We start from the raw sequence: 16,427 nt of genomic DNA, 5'->3' as shown, positions 1-16,427 counted from the left end.
CTTACCCAGCCTGTCCCGGCGTGATGATCTGGAACGACCCATCCTTGAACTTCACGAAACAGGATTGGGTGCTGATCGGTGGCAGGGTGGTTGTGCGCACCGCAGGCACGCGCGACTTCACAGCGCTTCGGCAGGGCGGCAGGCTGATCGGGCGAAAGCCTTTTTTGGCCATGCATTGCGCCTCGACGTTGTTGCGTAGCCCCTTGTTGGCATCAACGGTGTAGATGTTCCCCGGCTGCCACCAACCGGGCGTGCGATAACACCGGCCCCGGCTGTCGCAATAGGACCGTCCCGGCCAATAGACCGGAGGGCTTTGACGCACCTGGTTGTTCACCGGCACATCCTTGAGCGCTGAGACCCGGCATTCGGTTGTCGCGGATTGCATACGCGCGACGCTTTCACCCTCGCGATAATACATCGAAAGCGGCCCGCAGGCAGACAGCATCGTCAGACAAAGAAGCAGGGGCAGTACTGTTTTCATACACTTACCTTGCCGCATTCATGGGGTCATGACAATTCAATTGACCGCTTTGGGGGCATCTGTCATTCAAAGAATTCAGGCAGAAGGGCCAGGGACATGAAGGTCATAATTTGCGGTGCAGGCCAGGTTGGCTGGCAAATTGCGCGGCACCTTTCGGGCGAGTTGAACGACGTCACCGTTGTGGATAACAATCCCGATCTGGTCCGGCGCGCGACCGAAACACTGGATGTTCAGGGTATTGCCGGGTTCGCCAGCTATCCGGATGTGCTGGAACGGGCCGGGGCGCGGGATGCGGATATGATCATCGCTGCGACGCATTCAGACGAGGTGAACATGGTCACCTGTCAGATGGCGCATTCGGTGTTCTCGATCCAGCGCAAGATCGCCCGTTTGCGGTCGAAATCCTACCTTCAGGCGATCCACTCTGACCTCTACCGCCGTGATCACCTGCCCATCGACGTGGTCATCAGCCCCGAGCGCGAGGTCGCCGCTGCTGCGATGCGTCGACTGTCCGCGCCATCCGCCTTTGATACCGAGATTTTCATGGACGGTAAGGCGCAATTGCTGGGTATTCGCGTCGAGGAAGACTGCCCCATCGTGAACACGCCGTTGCGTCAGCTTACGGATCTGTTCTCGACCCTCAGTTCGATCGTGGTGGGTGTGCGGCGCGAGGGGTCCCTCTTTGCACCTGAATCCGAAGACCAGCTGTTTGTCGGCGACGAATGCTATGTGTTCACCAGCGTCAAGGATGTGGACCGCACGATGGAAGTGTTCGGCAAGGCGCAGCGCAAGCAGGACCGCGTTGTGATCGTCGGCGGTGGTAATGTCGGGCTGGAGGTCGCGCGCGCCCTGGAGGAACGCGAAAGCCGGGTGCGCGCCAAGGTGATCGAGCGGGACCGGCGATGCGCCGAGATCGCTGCCGAGGCTTTGGAACGCACCATCGTATTGAACGGTGACGGGCTGGATTCAGCGTTGCTGAACGAGGCCGGGATCGACCGGGCCGACGCGATGCTTGCGGTGACGGATGATGACCGCACCAATATGTTGGCCGCCGTGCGGGCCAAGGGCGAAGGCTGCGCGTTGGCCATCGCTCTGATCAACGACCCCAGCATGGTTGCCCTGATGGGGCCGTTGGGCATCGACGCCTATATCAACCCGCGCGCCACGACCGTCAGCTCGATCCTGCGCCATATCCGCCATGGGCGTGTGCGTCAGGTCTATTCGATCGGCGACGCCGAAGCCGAGGTGATCGAAGCCGAGGTTATGTCGACCTCTCCGATGGCCGGGCAACGGCTGCGGGATATCGACTTTCCGGAAGGGGCGCTGGTAGGCGCGGTGCGCAAGGGCGACGAGGTGCTGCGTCCCACCGGTAGCCTTCGCATCGACGAAAAGGACGTCGTATCGATCTTTGCGCTGGCCAAGGACGTGCCCGAAGTTGAGCGTCTGATGCAGGTTTCGATCGACTTTTTCTGATGAACCGGCTGCGCACACAACAGCACGGGGTATTACGGCGCTTGCCGCTGTTGCTGATGATCTGGGGGATCACCTCGTTTGCGATGTGGATTCCTGCGATCTATGCGCTGGCGTTGGACGACCACGACACGTCGCGGTCGTTCTTCTACTCGGGCTTGCTGGGGATATTTGTCGTCACATTGATCGCTGTGGCCCAGATGAACCGTGTGCCGCGCCGCGGAACGCTTGGTCAATTGGCGGTCATGCTGGCCTCGTTCACGATCTTGCCGCTGTTTCTGGCCGTTCCCTTTCATGATGCGCTGGGGACAACCAGTTTTCTGAATGCCTATTTCGATATGGTCAGCGCGGTCACGACAACTGGCGCGGATCTTTTTCCCGATCCTGCGCGACTGTCTGCTCCGCTACATCTGTGGCGTGCACTGGTCGGTTGGATGGGTGGATTGCTGATGTGGATCGCCGCCGCGGCTATTCTGGCGCCTTTGTCTTTGGGCGGGTTCGAGGTCACCGCGCGAGGCCAACCGGGCCGCCCTGTCTCGGGTGTGGCGCAAAGCGAAAAAACAGACCCTCGCGGCCTGCTGATCCGGGTAACGCGCACTCTGGCTCCGGTTTATGCCGGGTTGACGGGGATCATTTGGATACTGCTGCTGATTGCCGGCGAACAGGGATTGACCGCCGTATGTCACGCCATGTCGACGATGGCGACGTCGGGCATTTCGCCGGTCGGAGGTCTGGAAGGTTCGACCGCAGGCATCACGGGAGAGGCGATCCTGTTCCTGTTTCTTTTCTTCGCTCTGTCTCGCCTGACGTTTTCAGCCGACACCGCGACAAGCGGCTATGCACGTCTGGATAAGGATCCAGAGTTTCGTATCGGGCTGATCATCGTTCTTGCGGTTGCGGCTTTGCTGTTCTTCCGGGTGCTGGCGGGGGTCGCTGAGCTCGGGCTTGAGATCACCATGGGGCAGGCTTTGCATGTGATCTGGGGCATGTTCTTTACCGTCATGGCGTTCCTGACCACAGCCGGATTCGAAAGTGCCAATTGGAACGATGCGCAGCAACTGTCGGGTTTGGGGACCCCCGGTTTGATCCTGATGGGGCTGGCACTGATCGGAGGTGGTGTCGCGACAACCGCAGGCGGGGTGAAACTCCTGCGGGTGTTTGCACTTTACCTCAATGGGCGGCGCGAGATCGACCGGCTGATCTATCCATCCTCGGTCAGCGGAGAGGGTGGCGGAAATCGCCGTATACAAAGTGACGGCGCCTTTATCGCGTGGATCTTCTTTATGCTGTTCGCTCTGACGCTGGCGGTGTTCGATGTTCTGCTGGCTGCTATGGGGGTCGGGTTCGAGCAGGCGATGTTGTTGAGCGTCGCGGCCCTCAGCACCACGGGACCGCTGATCGAACTGGCGACGGATACCCCAATTCGCCTGATCGACCTGTCGAGTTCCGCAAAACTGACACTGTGCGCCGCGATGGTGATTGGACGGTTGGAGACGCTGGCGATCATCGCGCTGATCACTCCGTCGTTGTGGCGCGATTGACCGGACAACAGGTCATTGGTGTCGTTGCGTAAAATTTCGTCTGGAATATCTGCGCGCGCCACTCCATACTCCGCCAGAGGGAGCGCGTTGGTCCGCAGCGCGTAGCAAGAACAATGGCGAGATTATAATAATATGGCTTCGGACAGACAAAACCTTCAGGACGCGTTCCTGAACAATGTACGGAAAGCAAAGGTCCCGGTCACGATTTTCCTGATCAACGGCGTAAAATTGCAGGGTGTTATCACCTGGTTTGATAACTTCTGCGTCTTGTTGCGCCGCGACGGACAGTCGCAGCTTGTCTACAAGCACGCGATTTCGACCATCATGCCGTCGCAGCCGATCAGCCTGTATGAGGGCGAAGACGCCTCTTGATGGAACATGAACGGACGCGCACCCGAGCCTGGGTGCTGCATCCCGAAATCAAATCAGACGAACAGCGCCGTGTCCCCGAACCGGCGCTGGCCGAGGCGGTGGCATTGGCCGCTGCTTTGCCCGATCTTGACGTGATCGGCTCCGAAGTTGTGCGCCTGCCACGCGCACAGGCCGGGTTGCTGTTCGGCAGCGGCAAGATCGAAGAACTGGGCGCGCGGTTTCACGACCACGAGGTTGAACTGGTTTTGATCGACGGGCCGGTTACGCCTGTTCAACAGCGCAATCTGGAAAAAGCGTGGAAGGTTAAGATCCTCGACCGGACCGGGTTGATTTTGGAAATTTTCAGCGACCGCGCTCGCACCCGCGAAGGTGTGTTGCAGGTTGAAATGGCAGCGCTCAGCTACCAGCGTACGCGGTTGGTGCGCGCGTGGACTCACCTTGAACGCCAGCGCGGCGGATTGGGTTTTGTCGGCGGTCCCGGTGAAACGCAGATCGAAGCTGACCGACGTGCGATCGATGAACAGCTTGTACGCCTGCGACGGCAGTTGCAGAAGGTCGTCAAAACGCGGACCCTGCACCGGGCCGCGCGGGCCAAGGTGCCGTATCCGATCGTCGCATTGGTTGGCTATACCAATGCCGGCAAATCCACGTTGTTCAACAACCTGACCGGGGCCGAGGTGATGGCCAAGGACATGCTGTTCGCCACGCTCGACCCGACCATGCGGCGGGTGGAATTGTCGGACGGACCCGAGGTTATTCTGTCCGACACGGTTGGGTTCATCTCGAACCTGCCAACCGAACTGGTTGCCGCCTTTCGCGCCACGCTCGAAGAAGTTCTGGGCGCGGACCTGATCGTGCATGTGCGCGACATTAGTCACGAAGAGACCGAAGCGCAGGCGCAGGATGTCGAGACGATTCTGACCTCATTGGGTGTGGACGAGGATCGCCCCCGGCTAGAGGTCTGGAACAAGATCGACTTGCTGGGCGCGGATGACCGCGAGGCGGTGCTGGCCCGGGCAGACCGTGACCCGTCCATCTTCGCCATATCGGCTGTGACTGGTGAAGGCGTGGACCCGCTGCTCGCAGAAATCGCCACGCAATTGCAGGGTGCCAGACACGAGAAGAAGCTGCATCTGAGCTTTGCCGAAGGCGACAAGCGGGCGTGGCTGTTTCGTCAGGATGTCGTGCGGTCGGAAGAGCAGGACGAAGAAGGTTTCCAGATCACCGTTCTTTGGACCGATAAGCAGGCGGCTCAATTCCAAGGGCTCTGACGATCAGCTTCCCACTGTTTGACGCTGAAAATCTTCGGCATCGAACCAGTTCTGCGATGACTGAATCTTGTGATCGCCACCCAGTTCCCATTCTTCCCAACCGCGTGAGACAACACGGTTGCCGGATTCAGAATGCTGCCCTTCAAGCGTCCAGACAAAGATCGCATGCGGGCCAGCCCAGCGCAACATATCGCACCTTAGTTCAAGGTCGCCAATGTCGTTGAAAAGCTTTTGCGCAAGGTCTGCGATCGCTTCACGACCTTGCACGGGTTCGCCACGATTGATGGAAATCTGCCCATCCGGAGCAAAGAACGAGGCGACGGCCGCAGGATCACCCGAACTCCAGGCGATGGCATAGTCGCGAGCGAGATTGTTCAGCACGTCACGAACGCTGGCCATTTGAGTACCCCCTTGGTCGTCTTGCCGTAACTTATGCCAAGCAACGCGGACTCGTCCACGCGAGGTGTAAAAAGGGGCGAGGAATTGCCGATCCGCTTACCGGGGTGTCAGTACCGTCACACCGACTGCCGCAGCCCGGGCCAAGCCGATATCCAGAGACATTGGAATATATTCTCCCCGACGCCATAGTTGAGCCTGATCATCATAATAGCGCGACAGAAAATGACCGGATTGCCCGGTGGCAGTGATAAAGACGGAACTGTCCGGGTCGGCAAAGTCATACACGCCACGATAGCCCGCGCCGTGAACGTTCTGGAACGGGTCGGGTCCTTCGCCCGATGTGCGCCCGCGCAGCAGCGTATTATCGCCGCCGCTGGTCGATTGGCGGATATTCACGAAGTACCGAAGCACGGGAACCTTTCCCAGAACAAGGTGATCATGCGTGGCCTGATGAGCATCGCCCCAGCGTAGGGATTCCAGCGCGCCGCCATACCGTTCGGAAATCCAGATCAGCGCATCATCCAGCGCCAGCCGCGCCATGTCGGTGCAGGTCTCGACAGGCGCGCTTTGCTGAACGTCGCACCAGACCGAAGCGCCGTCGATGTCGCGGTAGACCCGCTCGATGAACAGCGGCTCGACATGTTTGAACTCTTTCGCCAGCGGCCCCAGCTCATCCGAGATCAAACGGATCTGCAACGCGCGTAGCCAGGCGGCATAGATCAGCGGCTCGGGCAGGTGTTCGTTCATCTCACCATTCCAGTTCGCCAAAAGGCTCAGCGCGATCCGGCGTTGCCGTTCGGGCGTGCCTTCGGATGCGGATTCGCCGGTGAACCAAAGGTCCGCTCCGACCAGTGGCAGAAGCGAACGCGCGGTAAAGCTGACCGTGTCCAGTTGCGCCTCGATAAAGCTGTCGCGGGTGTGGACCTCGCGGGATTGCATCAGGCGTTCCCAGCGTTGCACACGTTGGGTATCGCCCCATTCATAGGACACGTGCAACGGAAAGGGGCGGTCGATGATCTTGTTGTTCGTGTTGCCCAGAACGCCGCCAATTGGGGCGACGAATTCGGGGTTGTCGGCATAGGGCAGGCGGCCCTGCCACCGGTTTCGCGCCAGCCAGCCCGGCGTCGGGATACGCCCGCGGCTTTGGTTGTTCAGATCGCGGTCCGGCATTGCACCGATCAGCTTCAGGCCGATTGTGTCCTTGTCGACCAGCGACAGGTTCTGCGAGGGCGCGATGAAATCCTCGGCGATCGTGATGGCCTCGCGCACGGTATCGGCCTGCATCAAGGCCATCGACGCCGTCATCGACGTATCGCGCGGGCTGAGCGCGGTCCAGGACAGAGACGCAACATGGCCGGGCGGAGTTATCGTCTCAAGGTCGTAGTGCGTACCGGGCAGCACCGGCCCGTTGTCTGTCCATAGCAGCTTTAGCGTGATCGGAGAGGCATCCTTGATTTCGATGATCGATGGACGTTCCCGGAACGGCTTGTACCCATCGGGCGTCAGGTATTCTTCGGGGTTTTCGGGATTCAACTGTTCGATGTGAACGTCCTGATCGTCAAGGTATGACGATGTCAGCCCCCAGCCCAGCCGGTCACTGCGACCGGTCATGACCGCCGGGACCCCCGGAATGGTAGCGCCGATCACGCCACCCTTGGCCAGTTCCAACCGGGCCAGATACCAGATCCCGGGCGCTGTGAAGCCCAAATGGGGATCGTTGGCCAGCAACGTGCCGCCGCTGGCCGAGCGCGATGGCGCGGCTGTCCAGGCGTTCGAGGCCCCCGCCAGACCGCGTTCCGGAAATGGCGAAAGTGGCGTGTCCGGCATGTCGCCGCCCGAGGCATAGCGGGGCAGACCGGGAAACAGTGCTGCGTATTCGGGCAGGGCAGCGATACCTGGGCCGGGCACGTCGGGCAGAATGTCCATCAGACGCGACTGATCGTTCAGGATCAGAGAGGTTCGCGCGCGCAGCACCTCGTCCTTCAGGTGTCCGGACAATTGCAGGCTCATCAATTTGATCACGGCAAGGCTGTCGCCCGGTTGCCACGGAGAAACGGGCGCGTTGAACAGGAACATCTCGGGCGCGCCGCGTCCCAGTGCCATTTCATTGATTTCATCCAGACGCGCGTTCACGCCGGCGGAATAGGCACGCAGCGCGGCTTTGGTGTAATCGTCCTGAACCTCGACCGAGCGATGCGCCAGACCGTACAAATCAAGACGCCGTAACAGCTTGTCGACCGGCACAGTGCGTTGGCCAAAAACTTCGGACAATCGGCCCTGCGCGGTGCGGCGCAGCACGGTCATCTGCCACAGCCGGTCTTGTGCGTGTGCATAGCCCAGCCCAAAGAACACATCCGGGTCATTTTGCGCCAGAACATGCGGGACATTTGCGGTGTCGCGGACGATCTCGACAGGGGCGGTAAGCCCTTTGACTTCAACGGTCTGGTTGTAGTCCGGCAAGGATTGGCTGGCCAGGAAATAGACCAGACCGACCGCCGCCAGTGTCAGCAGGATCAGACCCGTCACAATTCGTACCAGCCAGCGAAAAACCAGACCCATTCCTGCCCCACAATTCCTGCGTTTATCAATTGCGCCAGAGACTAAAGGAACGCTGCCCGGACCGAAAGGCCATTGCAGTTGGAAACTGCATCAGACCCCCAAAAGCACCGAGCCCCGCTGTGTTGAACGGCGGGGCTCGGCAGCGGGGGGAGTGGTATTCGAAATCAGGGAATAATGCGGGTGTATTTTGTGCCTTCGACCGTCGCGCCGAACAGCATACCGGCCTGACCAAATATCGCCGCGATAACAGGGCTGCGCAGGGTTGTCGTTGAGGTCGAAAGAGTACTGCCCGTTGCATCGACCACGTAACCGATGTCGGCGCCAGCGGTCCAACCGTTCGAGCGGCGGAATTCGTTTAGCGCATCCTCGGTCATGAAGAACAGGACATGCGCATATTGCTGGGCGCCGATCTGCAAACCGGCGCTGCCTTTGACGGCTGAATAATAGTCGACCGTCGCACCCTGGATGCGCAGCGCGCCCTGACCGAAGCCGCCGCCAAAGATGAACCCGGCCTCGGTGATAAGCGGCATTACCAGCATGCCGTTTGCTTTGTTGCCGATTTCGACCGTGTTTGGGTACTTGGTGTACATTTCGTTCAGCGTCGCATCGACGCGGGCGTCGATTGTTGCGGCGTTGGAATTGCCAACTCCGTTGCCGCAAGCGGCGGTCATTGTCAGACCGGCCATGCCAAGCGCAAAGCCGCGACGGTTCAGTCGGGGAGAATTGGAACTGCTCATGTTTTTACTCTGTATAACTGCCTGATATGTCGGGTGTTCCCGATCTTATGTGCAAGAATACGCCGAATGCGCCCACATGTCACGGGAAAGCTGGGCCAGCGCCCGGTGCAATCGGCGAAAAATCGCGGGAAGGCGGTGCCTTACCCGTTCAACAGCCGCGCAACCTGCGGAGCAAAATAGGTCAGGATCCCGTCGCATCCGGCGCGTTTGAACGCCAACAGGCTTTCCAACATCACCTTTTCGCCGTCGATCCAGCCGTTTTGCGCCGCCGCTTGTACCATCGCGTATTCACCAGACACCTGATAGGCATAGGTGGGTGCGCCAAAGGTGTCTTTGACCCGGCGGCAAATGTCCAGATAGGGCATTCCGGGCTTCACCATCACCATATCCGCACCTTCGGTCAGGTCACGCTCGATCAGGCGCAGGGCTTCGTTCGAGTTTGCGGGGTCCATCTGATAGGTCTTCTTGTCCCCGGTCAAAGCACCTGACGCCCCAACTGCATCACGAAACGGGCCGTAGAAAGCGCTGGCATATTTGGCGGCGTAGCTCAGGATCATGACATTGTGGTGCCCGGCGGTCTCAAGCGCGCGCCGCATCTCGCCGATGCGGCCATCCATCATGTCCGAGGGGCCAATGATGTCGGCCCCGGCCTCGGCCTGCGCCAGCGTCATTTTTACCAGCGCTTCGATTGTCTGATCGTTCACGATCTCGCCATCGACCACATAGCCATCATGCCCGTTGATGTTATAGGGATCCAGTGCCACATCGGTCATCACGGCGATGTCTGGCGCTGCCGCCTTGATCGCACGAATGGCGCGGTTGGACAGGTTGTCGGGGTTCCAAGCCTCGGCGCAGTCCTCGGTCTTGAGCGACGGATCGGTGTAGGGAAAAATGCAGATCGCAGGGATACCAAGCGCCTGCGCGTCGACAGCAACTTTTTCAATCAGATCAACCGACCGGCGCATAACGCCCGGCATCGAGGGTACGGGTTCTTCGATACCTTCACCATCGCGCACAAAGACAGGCCAGATCAGATCATCCGTGGTCAAGGTGTTTTCGCGAACCAGTCCCCGGATCGCCGGAGATTGGCGCGCGCGGCGAAACCGGGTCAGGGGATAGGGGGCAATGGTCGGTTTCATGGCGCGCTCTCCTTGAACATTTGCGCATTGGGTGGCATGAATTCGATGCAGTCTCAAGGGTAGCATTGATCGCGTCGGCACGACGAACCCCCCTGATGGCGGTGAATAAAGGGCTGACGCTTGGACATATACTCTTCGATCTTCGAACTCATCGACATGCGCAGCTTTTCGAATCTGTGGTTCTGGATAGCGCTTGCCGTGCTGTGGTCATCTGTCAGCCACTGGGTCCTGGGCGTGCCTTATGATCTGGTTGTACGCGCGCGTCGCGTGGGTGGACAGAACGAACGAGACCTGCTGGATATCGTGCGCATCAACTCCAACCGGTTGCTGTATGTCATGGATGTCTCGGGGCTGGTCATATTCGCCCTGTGCTGTTTTTTCTTCACCGGTCTGGCGACATTGGGTTTTCACTATGGCGTTGAGTTTGCCCAGGCGGTGTTTTTGCTGTTGTTTCCGCTCAGCTTCGTCACCGCAATCAACATCCTTGCTGCCAAAAGGTTGCGGCAAACCGAGCCAACGTTGGAAATCGTATCCAAAACCCTGACGCGGTGCCGGTTCTACACACAGATCATCGGGATGATCTCGATACTGGTCACCTCGCTCTGGGGGATGTATCAGAATTTTTCTATCGGCGTTCTGGGTTGGTAATATCGGAAAGGCATGGCGATGAAGGCTCCGAACCACGTGACGGTTGGCGGCGCCCCCGAGGGGTTTGACGCACAGCTTGTTCTGAATGAGGTCGCGAAGTCCGGCCGCGTCTGCCACGTCGCCCGTGATGACAAGCGGATGGAGGCGATGCGCGCGGCGCTGGCCTTCTTTGCACCTGACATGCCCGTCTTCGTTTTTCCGGGCTGGGATTGCCTTCCGTATGACCGGGTGTCGCCCAATGCCGATATCTCGGCAGCACGTGTTGCGACGTTGGCGGCGCTGGTGCATCAAATGCCGGCGCAGTTTGTGCTGTTGACCACGCTGAACGCCGCGACGCAACGGGTTCCGGCCCGCGATGTGCTGCGCGAGGCCGCGTTCACTGCGCGCGTTGACCACCGTGTGGACGAAACCGCGTTGCGGAATTTTCTGGTGCGGATGGGTTTCACGCAAAGCCCGACGGTGATGGAGCCCGGCGATTACGCGATCCGTGGCGGGATCATCGATATCTTCCCGCCGGGGGATTCGGGTCCCGTGCGGCTGGACCTGTTTGGTGACGTTCTGGACGGTGCCCGCCGGTTCGACCCGGTGTCGCAGCGCACGACCGAAAAACTGGACATGGTCGAACTGGCCCCGGTGTCCGAAGTCATTCTCGATGACGCCGCCATCACCCGGTTCCGCCAGAACTATCGAATTGAATTTGGCGCGGCCGGTACAGACGATCCGCTATATGAGGCAGTCAGCGCAGGCCGCAAACATCAGGGCATCGAGCATTGGCTGCCGTTTTTTCATGAGAAACTGGAAACGCTGTTCGACTATCTGCCGGGCGCGACGATCTCGCTGGATGATCAGGTCACACCTGCTCGGTTGGCGCGGTGGGAGTCCATAGAGGATCAGTATGAAACACGGCGGCTGGCGCTGGAAAACCGCTCGCGCATGGATACGGTTTACAAACCGACCCCGCCGGGCCTGCTGTATCTGAATGATGCCGCATGGGAACAGGCTGTGGGGGATCGGCGCGTTTTGCACTTTAGCCCGCTGCCTCAGTCCAGCGGGCCCGGTGTGATTGACGCCGGTGGGCGGATCGGGCGGAACTTTGCGCCCGAACGCCAGCAGGAAAGTATCAGTCTGTTTGGCGCTCTGGCCGGTCACATCACCGACAAATTGTCCAATGGACCGGTGTTGATTGCATCCTATTCCCAAGGCGCGCGGGAACGTCTGACAGGTCTGATCGAAGATGAAGGTCTGGCCGAGGCCATTCCGGTCCCAGACGGCACCCGTGTTGGCAAACGTGGGCTGCACCTGGCGGTCTGGGCACTGGAGCATGGGTTTGAAACCCCCGACCTCACAGTGATCGCAGAACAAGACGTGTTGGGCGACCGTCTGATCCGCCAGCCCAAGAAACGCCGCAAGGCTGAAAATTTCCTGACCGAAACCCAATCGCTGTCCCCCGGTGATTTGGTGGTGCATGTCGACCACGGCATTGGCCGCTACATGGGGATGGAGGTCGTCACCGCAGCCGGAGCGGCACACGAATGCCTGCTGCTGGAATATGCCGAACAGTCCAAGCTGTATCTGCCGGTCGAAAACATCGAACTGCTGTCGAAATACGGTCATGACGAAGGGCTGTTGGACCGTTTGGGTGGTGGCGCATGGCAGGCCAAGAAAGCCAAGCTGAAAGAGCGCATCCGCGAGATGGCGGACAAGCTGATCCGTATCGCTGCCGAACGGGCGCTGCGCAAGGCCCCGATCATGGACCCGCCTCCGCATGCGTGGGAGGAGTTCAGTGCCCGCTTCCCCTATCAGGAAACCGACGACCAATTGCGGGCTATCAACGAAGTCATGGAAGACATGCATTCCGGCGCGCCGATGGATCGTCTGATCTGCGGCGATGTGGGCTTTGGCAAGACCGAAGTCGCCATGCGCGCGGCCTTCGTCGCCGCCATGTCCGGTGTGCAGGTGGCTGTTGTCGCGCCGACCACGCTGCTGGCGCGTCAACACGCGGCGTCGTTCAGGGAACGGTTCCGGGGCTTTCCGCTGGAGGTGCGGCAATTGTCCCGGTTCGTTTCGGCAAAAGAGGCGCAACAGACCCGCGACGGGCTGGCGCGTGGGACGGTTGATATCGTGATCGGGACCCATGCCTTGTTGGCCAAAGGGATCCGGTTCCAGAACCTGGGCCTGCTGATCATCGATGAAGAACAGCATTTTGGTGTAGGCCATAAGGAACGTCTGAAACAGCTGCGCAGCGACATTCACGTGCTGACCCTCACGGCAACGCCGATCCCGCGCACACTGCAATTGTCGCTGACCGGTGTTCGCGATCTGTCGATCATCGGCACGCCGCCAATCGACCGGCTGGCGATCCGCACCTATGTCAGCGAGTTCGACGCGGTCACCATCCGCGAGGCATTGCTGCGCGAGCATTACCGCGGCGGGCAGAGTTTCTATGTCGTGCCCCGCATCTCGGATCTGCCCGAGATTGAAGAATTCCTGAAGGAGCAACTGCCGGAACTGACATACGTTGTCGCGCATGGGCAAATGGCGGCGGGCGAACTCGATGACCGCATGAACGCGTTTTACGACGGAAAATACGACGTGTTGCTGGCAACGACGATTGTGGAAAGCGGGCTGGATATTCCGACCGCGAACACCATGGTCGTGCATCGGGCGGATATGTTCGGTCTCGCGCAGCTCTACCAAATCCGGGGCCGGGTAGGGCGGTCGAAAACCCGCGCTTATGCCTATCTGACCACCAAGCCGCGCCAAAAACTGACAGCGACGGCCGAGAAACGTCTACGGGTTCTGGGCTCGCTCGATACGCTGGGCGCGGGCTTTACGCTTGCCTCTCAGGACCTCGACATTCGCGGCGCGGGCAATTTGCTGGGCGAGGAACAGTCCGGCCAGATGCGGGACGTGGGCTATGAGCTCTACCAATCGATGCTGGAAGAGGCGATTGCCAAGATCAAAGCCGGTGAGATGGAGGGGCTGTCGGATGCCGACGATCAATGGGCGCCGCAGATCAATCTGGGTGTGCCGGTTCTGATCCCCGAGGATTACGTGCCCGATCTGGACGTGCGTCTGGGTCTCTATCGTCGCCTGTCTTCGCTTTCGACCAAGGTTGAACTGGAGGGCTTTGCCGCCGAGCTGATTGACCGGTTCGGATCGCTGCCGAAAGAGGTCAACACCCTGATGCTGGTCGTGCGTATCAAGGCGATGTGCAAACGCGCCGGGATAGCCAAGCTGGATGGCGGGCCGAAAGGTGCGACGATCCAGTTTCACAATGACAAATTCGCGTCTCCGCAAGGGTTGGTGGAATTCATTCAAAACCAGCGCGGATTGGCCAAGGTCAAAGACAACAAGATTGTCGTCCGGCGCGACTGGAAGAAGGACAGCGACAAGATCAAGGGTGCATTTGCCATTGCCCGTGATCTGGCCGAGAAAGTGGTCGCCCAGAAGAAAAAAGCCAAAGCCTAGTCACCGGTCACGAAGGTACATAGCTGCCAGTCGCCTGCATCCGACTTCACCAGAGCCGCTCGATAGCCGGTCATCGACCACAAAAAGTCCCTGTGCATATAGCCTGGAGTTCCGTCAGTAAGTAACACCCGCTGATAGTCGAGACCGGGCTGGAACGCAGGGATTAATACGATCTCATGGCTTATCAGCCCGACAACCGGCGCATCGCGGGACGCGCTCTGGCGAAGGGTGACATTCTCGCCGGTGACAAAAAAAGCCAAGCCGGGGTCAAGTGAGGCGGGCAGGGTAATCTGCCACTGATGCGGCATCCAGAATTCGCCCTGATCATCGAAGTAACCGGGTTGCGCAAGCGTGTCTTCCAGCGCCGTCCAGATAGCGTCCGGCCCGGCCGAGGGTGGCACCGTCGCGTCCTCGGCTGGGGCGTCGGGACCAGAGGTCAAAGTGGCGCGCCACGCGTCCAGTCCGCTGTCTTGGCCAAGCTCGATGTCATCGCAACTGGCCGAAATCACTGCGTCGATCTGGCGATCCCGTACCTTGGTTAGCAGATCGGCACGAAAGGCGGCGACGGATGGATCCTGCGCTGCTTCGTCGATCGGCGGGAAACTTTGGCGATCCGCAAAAACCGGGTTTCCGAAAAAGGCGGCTACCAAAACAATGCGCAGTCTCATTCGGCGACCGTCATCGCGGCTTGCGCGCAGAAACACGAGGCCGCAACGGCTCTGTCGGCACGTGCCAGAGCCAGGTCCAGCCTTTGTTTTATCTGTGTTATTTCAACCTCTTCGCCGCGCTTCTTTAGGCAATCATGCAGGCCTTTAAGGCTCCAGACGTTATCCGGGTGTATCGACGCGCGGCCGAGCGAACCGCCCAACCCGAGGTCTTCGCGATAAACGGCCTCGGCCTCGGCCACATGCCCCTGTTCGAACAACAGCGCGCCCAATGCGTGGCGTGTCGGCTGCATCCAGCCCCAGGGCTCATCATAAGGCAGCGTATCGTCCAATTCGACCGAGCGGCGCAGATGCCCGAATGCCAGCTCGAAGTTACCTTTTCGGTATTCGATCTCGCCACGCAGCATTTCTGTTGCGATTTCAAGCAGATCGATAACACGGTTATTGTGCAGCAGGCGCGCCTCGGGGACGCATGCCTTGGCGCTGAGGAACAGTTGCTCTTCGGCTTCGGCCTCGGCCACCTGTCCCGTTGCGGCGTATGCAAGCGCGCGCGCGTAATGGGTGGTCGCCGTTAGCGTGCGATAGAGATCGGGGTCTTCCGGCAATTCCAGTGCCTTCGCCTCTTCCCACCGCCCAAAACGGATCAGGATGTGCGGTCCCATGGACATGTAGCTTTCGAAGAAATCTGCCATAGGCGGGCTTTCAATGCGCAGCATCTCTTCGGGCGTTGTGTCCCAGATGCCTTTGTTGGCGCACAGGGCGGGTTCGATCTGCCCCAGGAACAGCGCACCGTAGATAGCGAAATGGTAATTGTGCTGCCGATATCCCGTGTAGATGTTGAGCGCGCCCTCGCGTTCGAAATATTTCAGATCGGCAATCGAAGCCACTTCGTTCCAATGAACAACGTTGTGATAGTGCCCGCACTGAACGTCGATATGCGTGGGCATATGCACAAGGTGTCCCGCGTCGGGAACCAATGTGCGCAGGACATCGCCGGCTTTCAGCGCCTTTTCCGGCGTCGGCGACATTTCCATCAAGTGCACGTAAAGATGCAGAAGGCCCGGATGCGTCATGGACGCAGGATCATCAGTCATCACGTCCTCAAGCGCCTTTTGCGCCTCAAGCGTGGCGGCACCTTCCGCAGGTTGCCCGGTCTTCAGGTCCCACATTTGCCAGGGGGTCAGGTTCAGCAGCGATTCAACATAGATCGTACGCAGATCCAGGTGGTCGGGCTGCCCGGCAAAGGCCGCGCGCATGGCATCGGCAAAGGCATAGTCCCACTGATGCATATCCTCGACCGGGTCACGTTGGGGATAGCGCGCGGGCAGCGCGCGGATCAGAGCCTGCTCGACAGCCGTGCAGCGATCGCAAAGCGACAACGCCGACTGCATGGCGTCATATGCGATCTTCAGAGATTTGGCACGGCCCCGGTCGTCCTGCAACTCCCACGGAATATTGTAGTTTGGACCTGCCGCATAAGCCACGCCCCAATGCGCCATCGCGTACTCGGGGTCATGTTCGAGGGCACGCTGAAAACAGACGACGGCTTCGTCGTGATTGTAACCGTATGTCCAGATCAAACCTCGATCGAACCAAAGCTGCGCTTCGGGCGATGATGTTGTGACGGGGCAGGAATATGTCCCCAGATCATAGTCGTAGCTCATGGTGCCCCCC

13 protein-coding genes are annotated in these 16,427 nt (G+C 59.7%); 6 read left to right on the top strand and 7 right to left on the bottom strand.

The window, feature by feature from the left end:
* Nucleotide 1: 1 nt before the first annotated feature.
* On the bottom strand, nucleotides 2-481 hold the full coding sequence (locus tag ACR0JA_RS03730) for a hypothetical protein (RefSeq protein WP_480570155.1): 480 nt from the start codon (nucleotides 479-481) through the stop codon (nucleotides 2-4).
* A 96-nt stretch (nucleotides 482-577) separates the two neighbouring features.
* Between ACR0JA_RS03730 and trkA the strand changes: the two genes are divergently transcribed.
* The 4 genes from trkA to hflX all read left to right on the top strand — a co-directional run bounded on the left by trkA (nucleotide 578) and on the right by hflX (nucleotide 5,135).
* Nucleotides 578-1,954, top strand: coding sequence for a Trk system potassium transporter TrkA (trkA, locus tag ACR0JA_RS03725; protein WP_480570152.1), 1,377 nt, complete (start codon nucleotides 578-580; stop codon nucleotides 1,952-1,954).
* Entirely contained in the window at nucleotides 1,954-3,492 is a 1,539-nt protein-coding gene (locus ACR0JA_RS03720) for a TrkH family potassium uptake protein (RefSeq protein ID WP_480570149.1), read from the top strand. The genes trkA and ACR0JA_RS03720 overlap by 1 nt, the downstream gene beginning before the upstream one ends.
* Before the next feature lie 132 nt (nucleotides 3,493-3,624).
* Nucleotides 3,625-3,864 carry an RNA chaperone Hfq gene (hfq, locus tag ACR0JA_RS03715; protein ID WP_010440340.1) on the top strand — a complete coding sequence of 80 codons (240 nt, stop codon included), beginning with the start codon at nucleotides 3,625-3,627 and terminating at the stop codon, nucleotides 3,862-3,864.
* On the top strand, nucleotides 3,864-5,135 hold the full coding sequence (hflX, locus tag ACR0JA_RS03710) for a GTPase HflX (protein WP_480570146.1): 1,272 nt from the start codon (nucleotides 3,864-3,866) through the stop codon (nucleotides 5,133-5,135). Before hfq ends, hflX begins: the two co-directional genes overlap by 1 nt.
* 3 nt (nucleotides 5,136-5,138) lie before the next feature.
* Here the strand turns inward: hflX and ACR0JA_RS03705 are convergent, their stop codons facing one another.
* The 4 genes from ACR0JA_RS03705 to hemB all read right to left on the bottom strand — a co-directional run bounded on the left by ACR0JA_RS03705 (nucleotide 5,139) and on the right by hemB (nucleotide 9,969).
* A complete protein-coding gene (locus tag ACR0JA_RS03705) occupies nucleotides 5,139-5,534 on the bottom strand; it encodes a nuclear transport factor 2 family protein (RefSeq protein WP_480570144.1) in 396 nt (131 codons plus the stop codon).
* A 96-nt stretch (nucleotides 5,535-5,630) separates the two neighbouring features.
* A complete protein-coding gene (locus ACR0JA_RS03700; protein WP_480570141.1) occupies nucleotides 5,631-8,093 on the bottom strand; it encodes a penicillin acylase family protein in 2,463 nt (820 codons plus the stop codon).
* 164 nt (nucleotides 8,094-8,257) lie between these two features.
* Entirely contained in the window at nucleotides 8,258-8,830 is a 573-nt protein-coding gene (locus tag ACR0JA_RS03695; protein WP_480570138.1) for a lipid-binding SYLF domain-containing protein, read from the bottom strand.
* A 140-nt stretch (nucleotides 8,831-8,970) separates the two neighbouring features.
* Nucleotides 8,971-9,969: a porphobilinogen synthase gene (gene hemB, locus ACR0JA_RS03690; RefSeq protein WP_480570135.1), complete on the bottom strand. Its 999-nt coding sequence runs from the start codon at nucleotides 9,967-9,969 to the stop codon at nucleotides 8,971-8,973.
* 120 nt (nucleotides 9,970-10,089) lie between these two features.
* Here hemB and ACR0JA_RS03685 point away from each other — a divergent pair, with 120 nt between their 5' ends.
* Nucleotides 10,090-10,617 carry a component of SufBCD complex gene (locus tag ACR0JA_RS03685; RefSeq protein ID WP_480570132.1) on the top strand — a complete coding sequence of 176 codons (528 nt, stop codon included), beginning with the start codon at nucleotides 10,090-10,092 and terminating at the stop codon, nucleotides 10,615-10,617.
* Nucleotides 10,618-10,635: 18 nt separating this feature from the next.
* A complete protein-coding gene (gene mfd / locus ACR0JA_RS03680) occupies nucleotides 10,636-14,088 on the top strand; it encodes a transcription-repair coupling factor (protein WP_480571129.1) in 3,453 nt (1,150 codons plus the stop codon).
* Here the strand turns inward: mfd and ACR0JA_RS03675 are convergent.
* Complete coding sequence (locus ACR0JA_RS03675; RefSeq protein WP_480570129.1) at nucleotides 14,085-14,756, bottom strand: SH3 domain-containing protein; 672 nt, start codon at nucleotides 14,754-14,756, stop codon at nucleotides 14,085-14,087. The genes mfd and ACR0JA_RS03675 overlap by 4 nt on opposite strands.
* Complete coding sequence (locus ACR0JA_RS03670; protein ID WP_480570126.1) at nucleotides 14,753-16,417, bottom strand: tetratricopeptide repeat protein; 1,665 nt, start codon at nucleotides 16,415-16,417, stop codon at nucleotides 14,753-14,755. Before ACR0JA_RS03670 ends, ACR0JA_RS03675 begins: the two co-directional genes overlap by 4 nt.
* Nucleotides 16,418-16,427 lie beyond the last annotated feature (10 nt).

The sequence above is a fragment of the Ruegeria sp. AM4 genome (assembly GCF_056540665.1).
The sequence above is the reverse complement of the archived record's forward strand: the minus strand, read 5'-3'. Positions and strand labels throughout refer to the sequence as shown.

Bases quoted from the DNA above. Each gene is read 5' to 3' on its own strand.
- ACR0JA_RS03730 (WP_480570155.1), bottom strand. From the start codon at position 481: ATGAAAACAGTACTGCCCCTGCTTCTTTGTCTGACGATGCTGTCTGCC.
- trkA (WP_480570152.1), top strand. From the start codon at position 578: ATGAAGGTCATAATTTGCGGTGCAGGCCAGGTTGGCTGGCAAATTGCG.
- ACR0JA_RS03720 (WP_480570149.1), top strand. From the start codon at position 1,954: ATGAACCGGCTGCGCACACAACAGCACGGGGTATTACGGCGCTTGCCG.
- hfq (WP_010440340.1), top strand. From the start codon at position 3,625: ATGGCTTCGGACAGACAAAACCTTCAGGACGCGTTCCTGAACAATGTA.
- hflX (WP_480570146.1), top strand. From the start codon at position 3,864: ATGGAACATGAACGGACGCGCACCCGAGCCTGGGTGCTGCATCCCGAA.
- ACR0JA_RS03705 (WP_480570144.1), bottom strand. From the start codon at position 5,534: ATGGCCAGCGTTCGTGACGTGCTGAACAATCTCGCTCGCGACTATGCC.
- ACR0JA_RS03700 (WP_480570141.1), bottom strand. From the start codon at position 8,093: ATGGGTCTGGTTTTTCGCTGGCTGGTACGAATTGTGACGGGTCTGATC.
- ACR0JA_RS03695 (WP_480570138.1), bottom strand. From the start codon at position 8,830: ATGAGCAGTTCCAATTCTCCCCGACTGAACCGTCGCGGCTTTGCGCTT.
- hemB (WP_480570135.1), bottom strand. From the start codon at position 9,969: ATGAAACCGACCATTGCCCCCTATCCCCTGACCCGGTTTCGCCGCGCG.
- mfd (WP_480571129.1), top strand. From the start codon at position 10,636: ATGAAGGCTCCGAACCACGTGACGGTTGGCGGCGCCCCCGAGGGGTTT.
- ACR0JA_RS03675 (WP_480570129.1), bottom strand. From the start codon at position 14,756: ATGAGACTGCGCATTGTTTTGGTAGCCGCCTTTTTCGGAAACCCGGTT.
- ACR0JA_RS03670 (WP_480570126.1), bottom strand. From the start codon at position 16,417: ATGAGCTACGACTATGATCTGGGGACATATTCCTGCCCCGTCACAACA.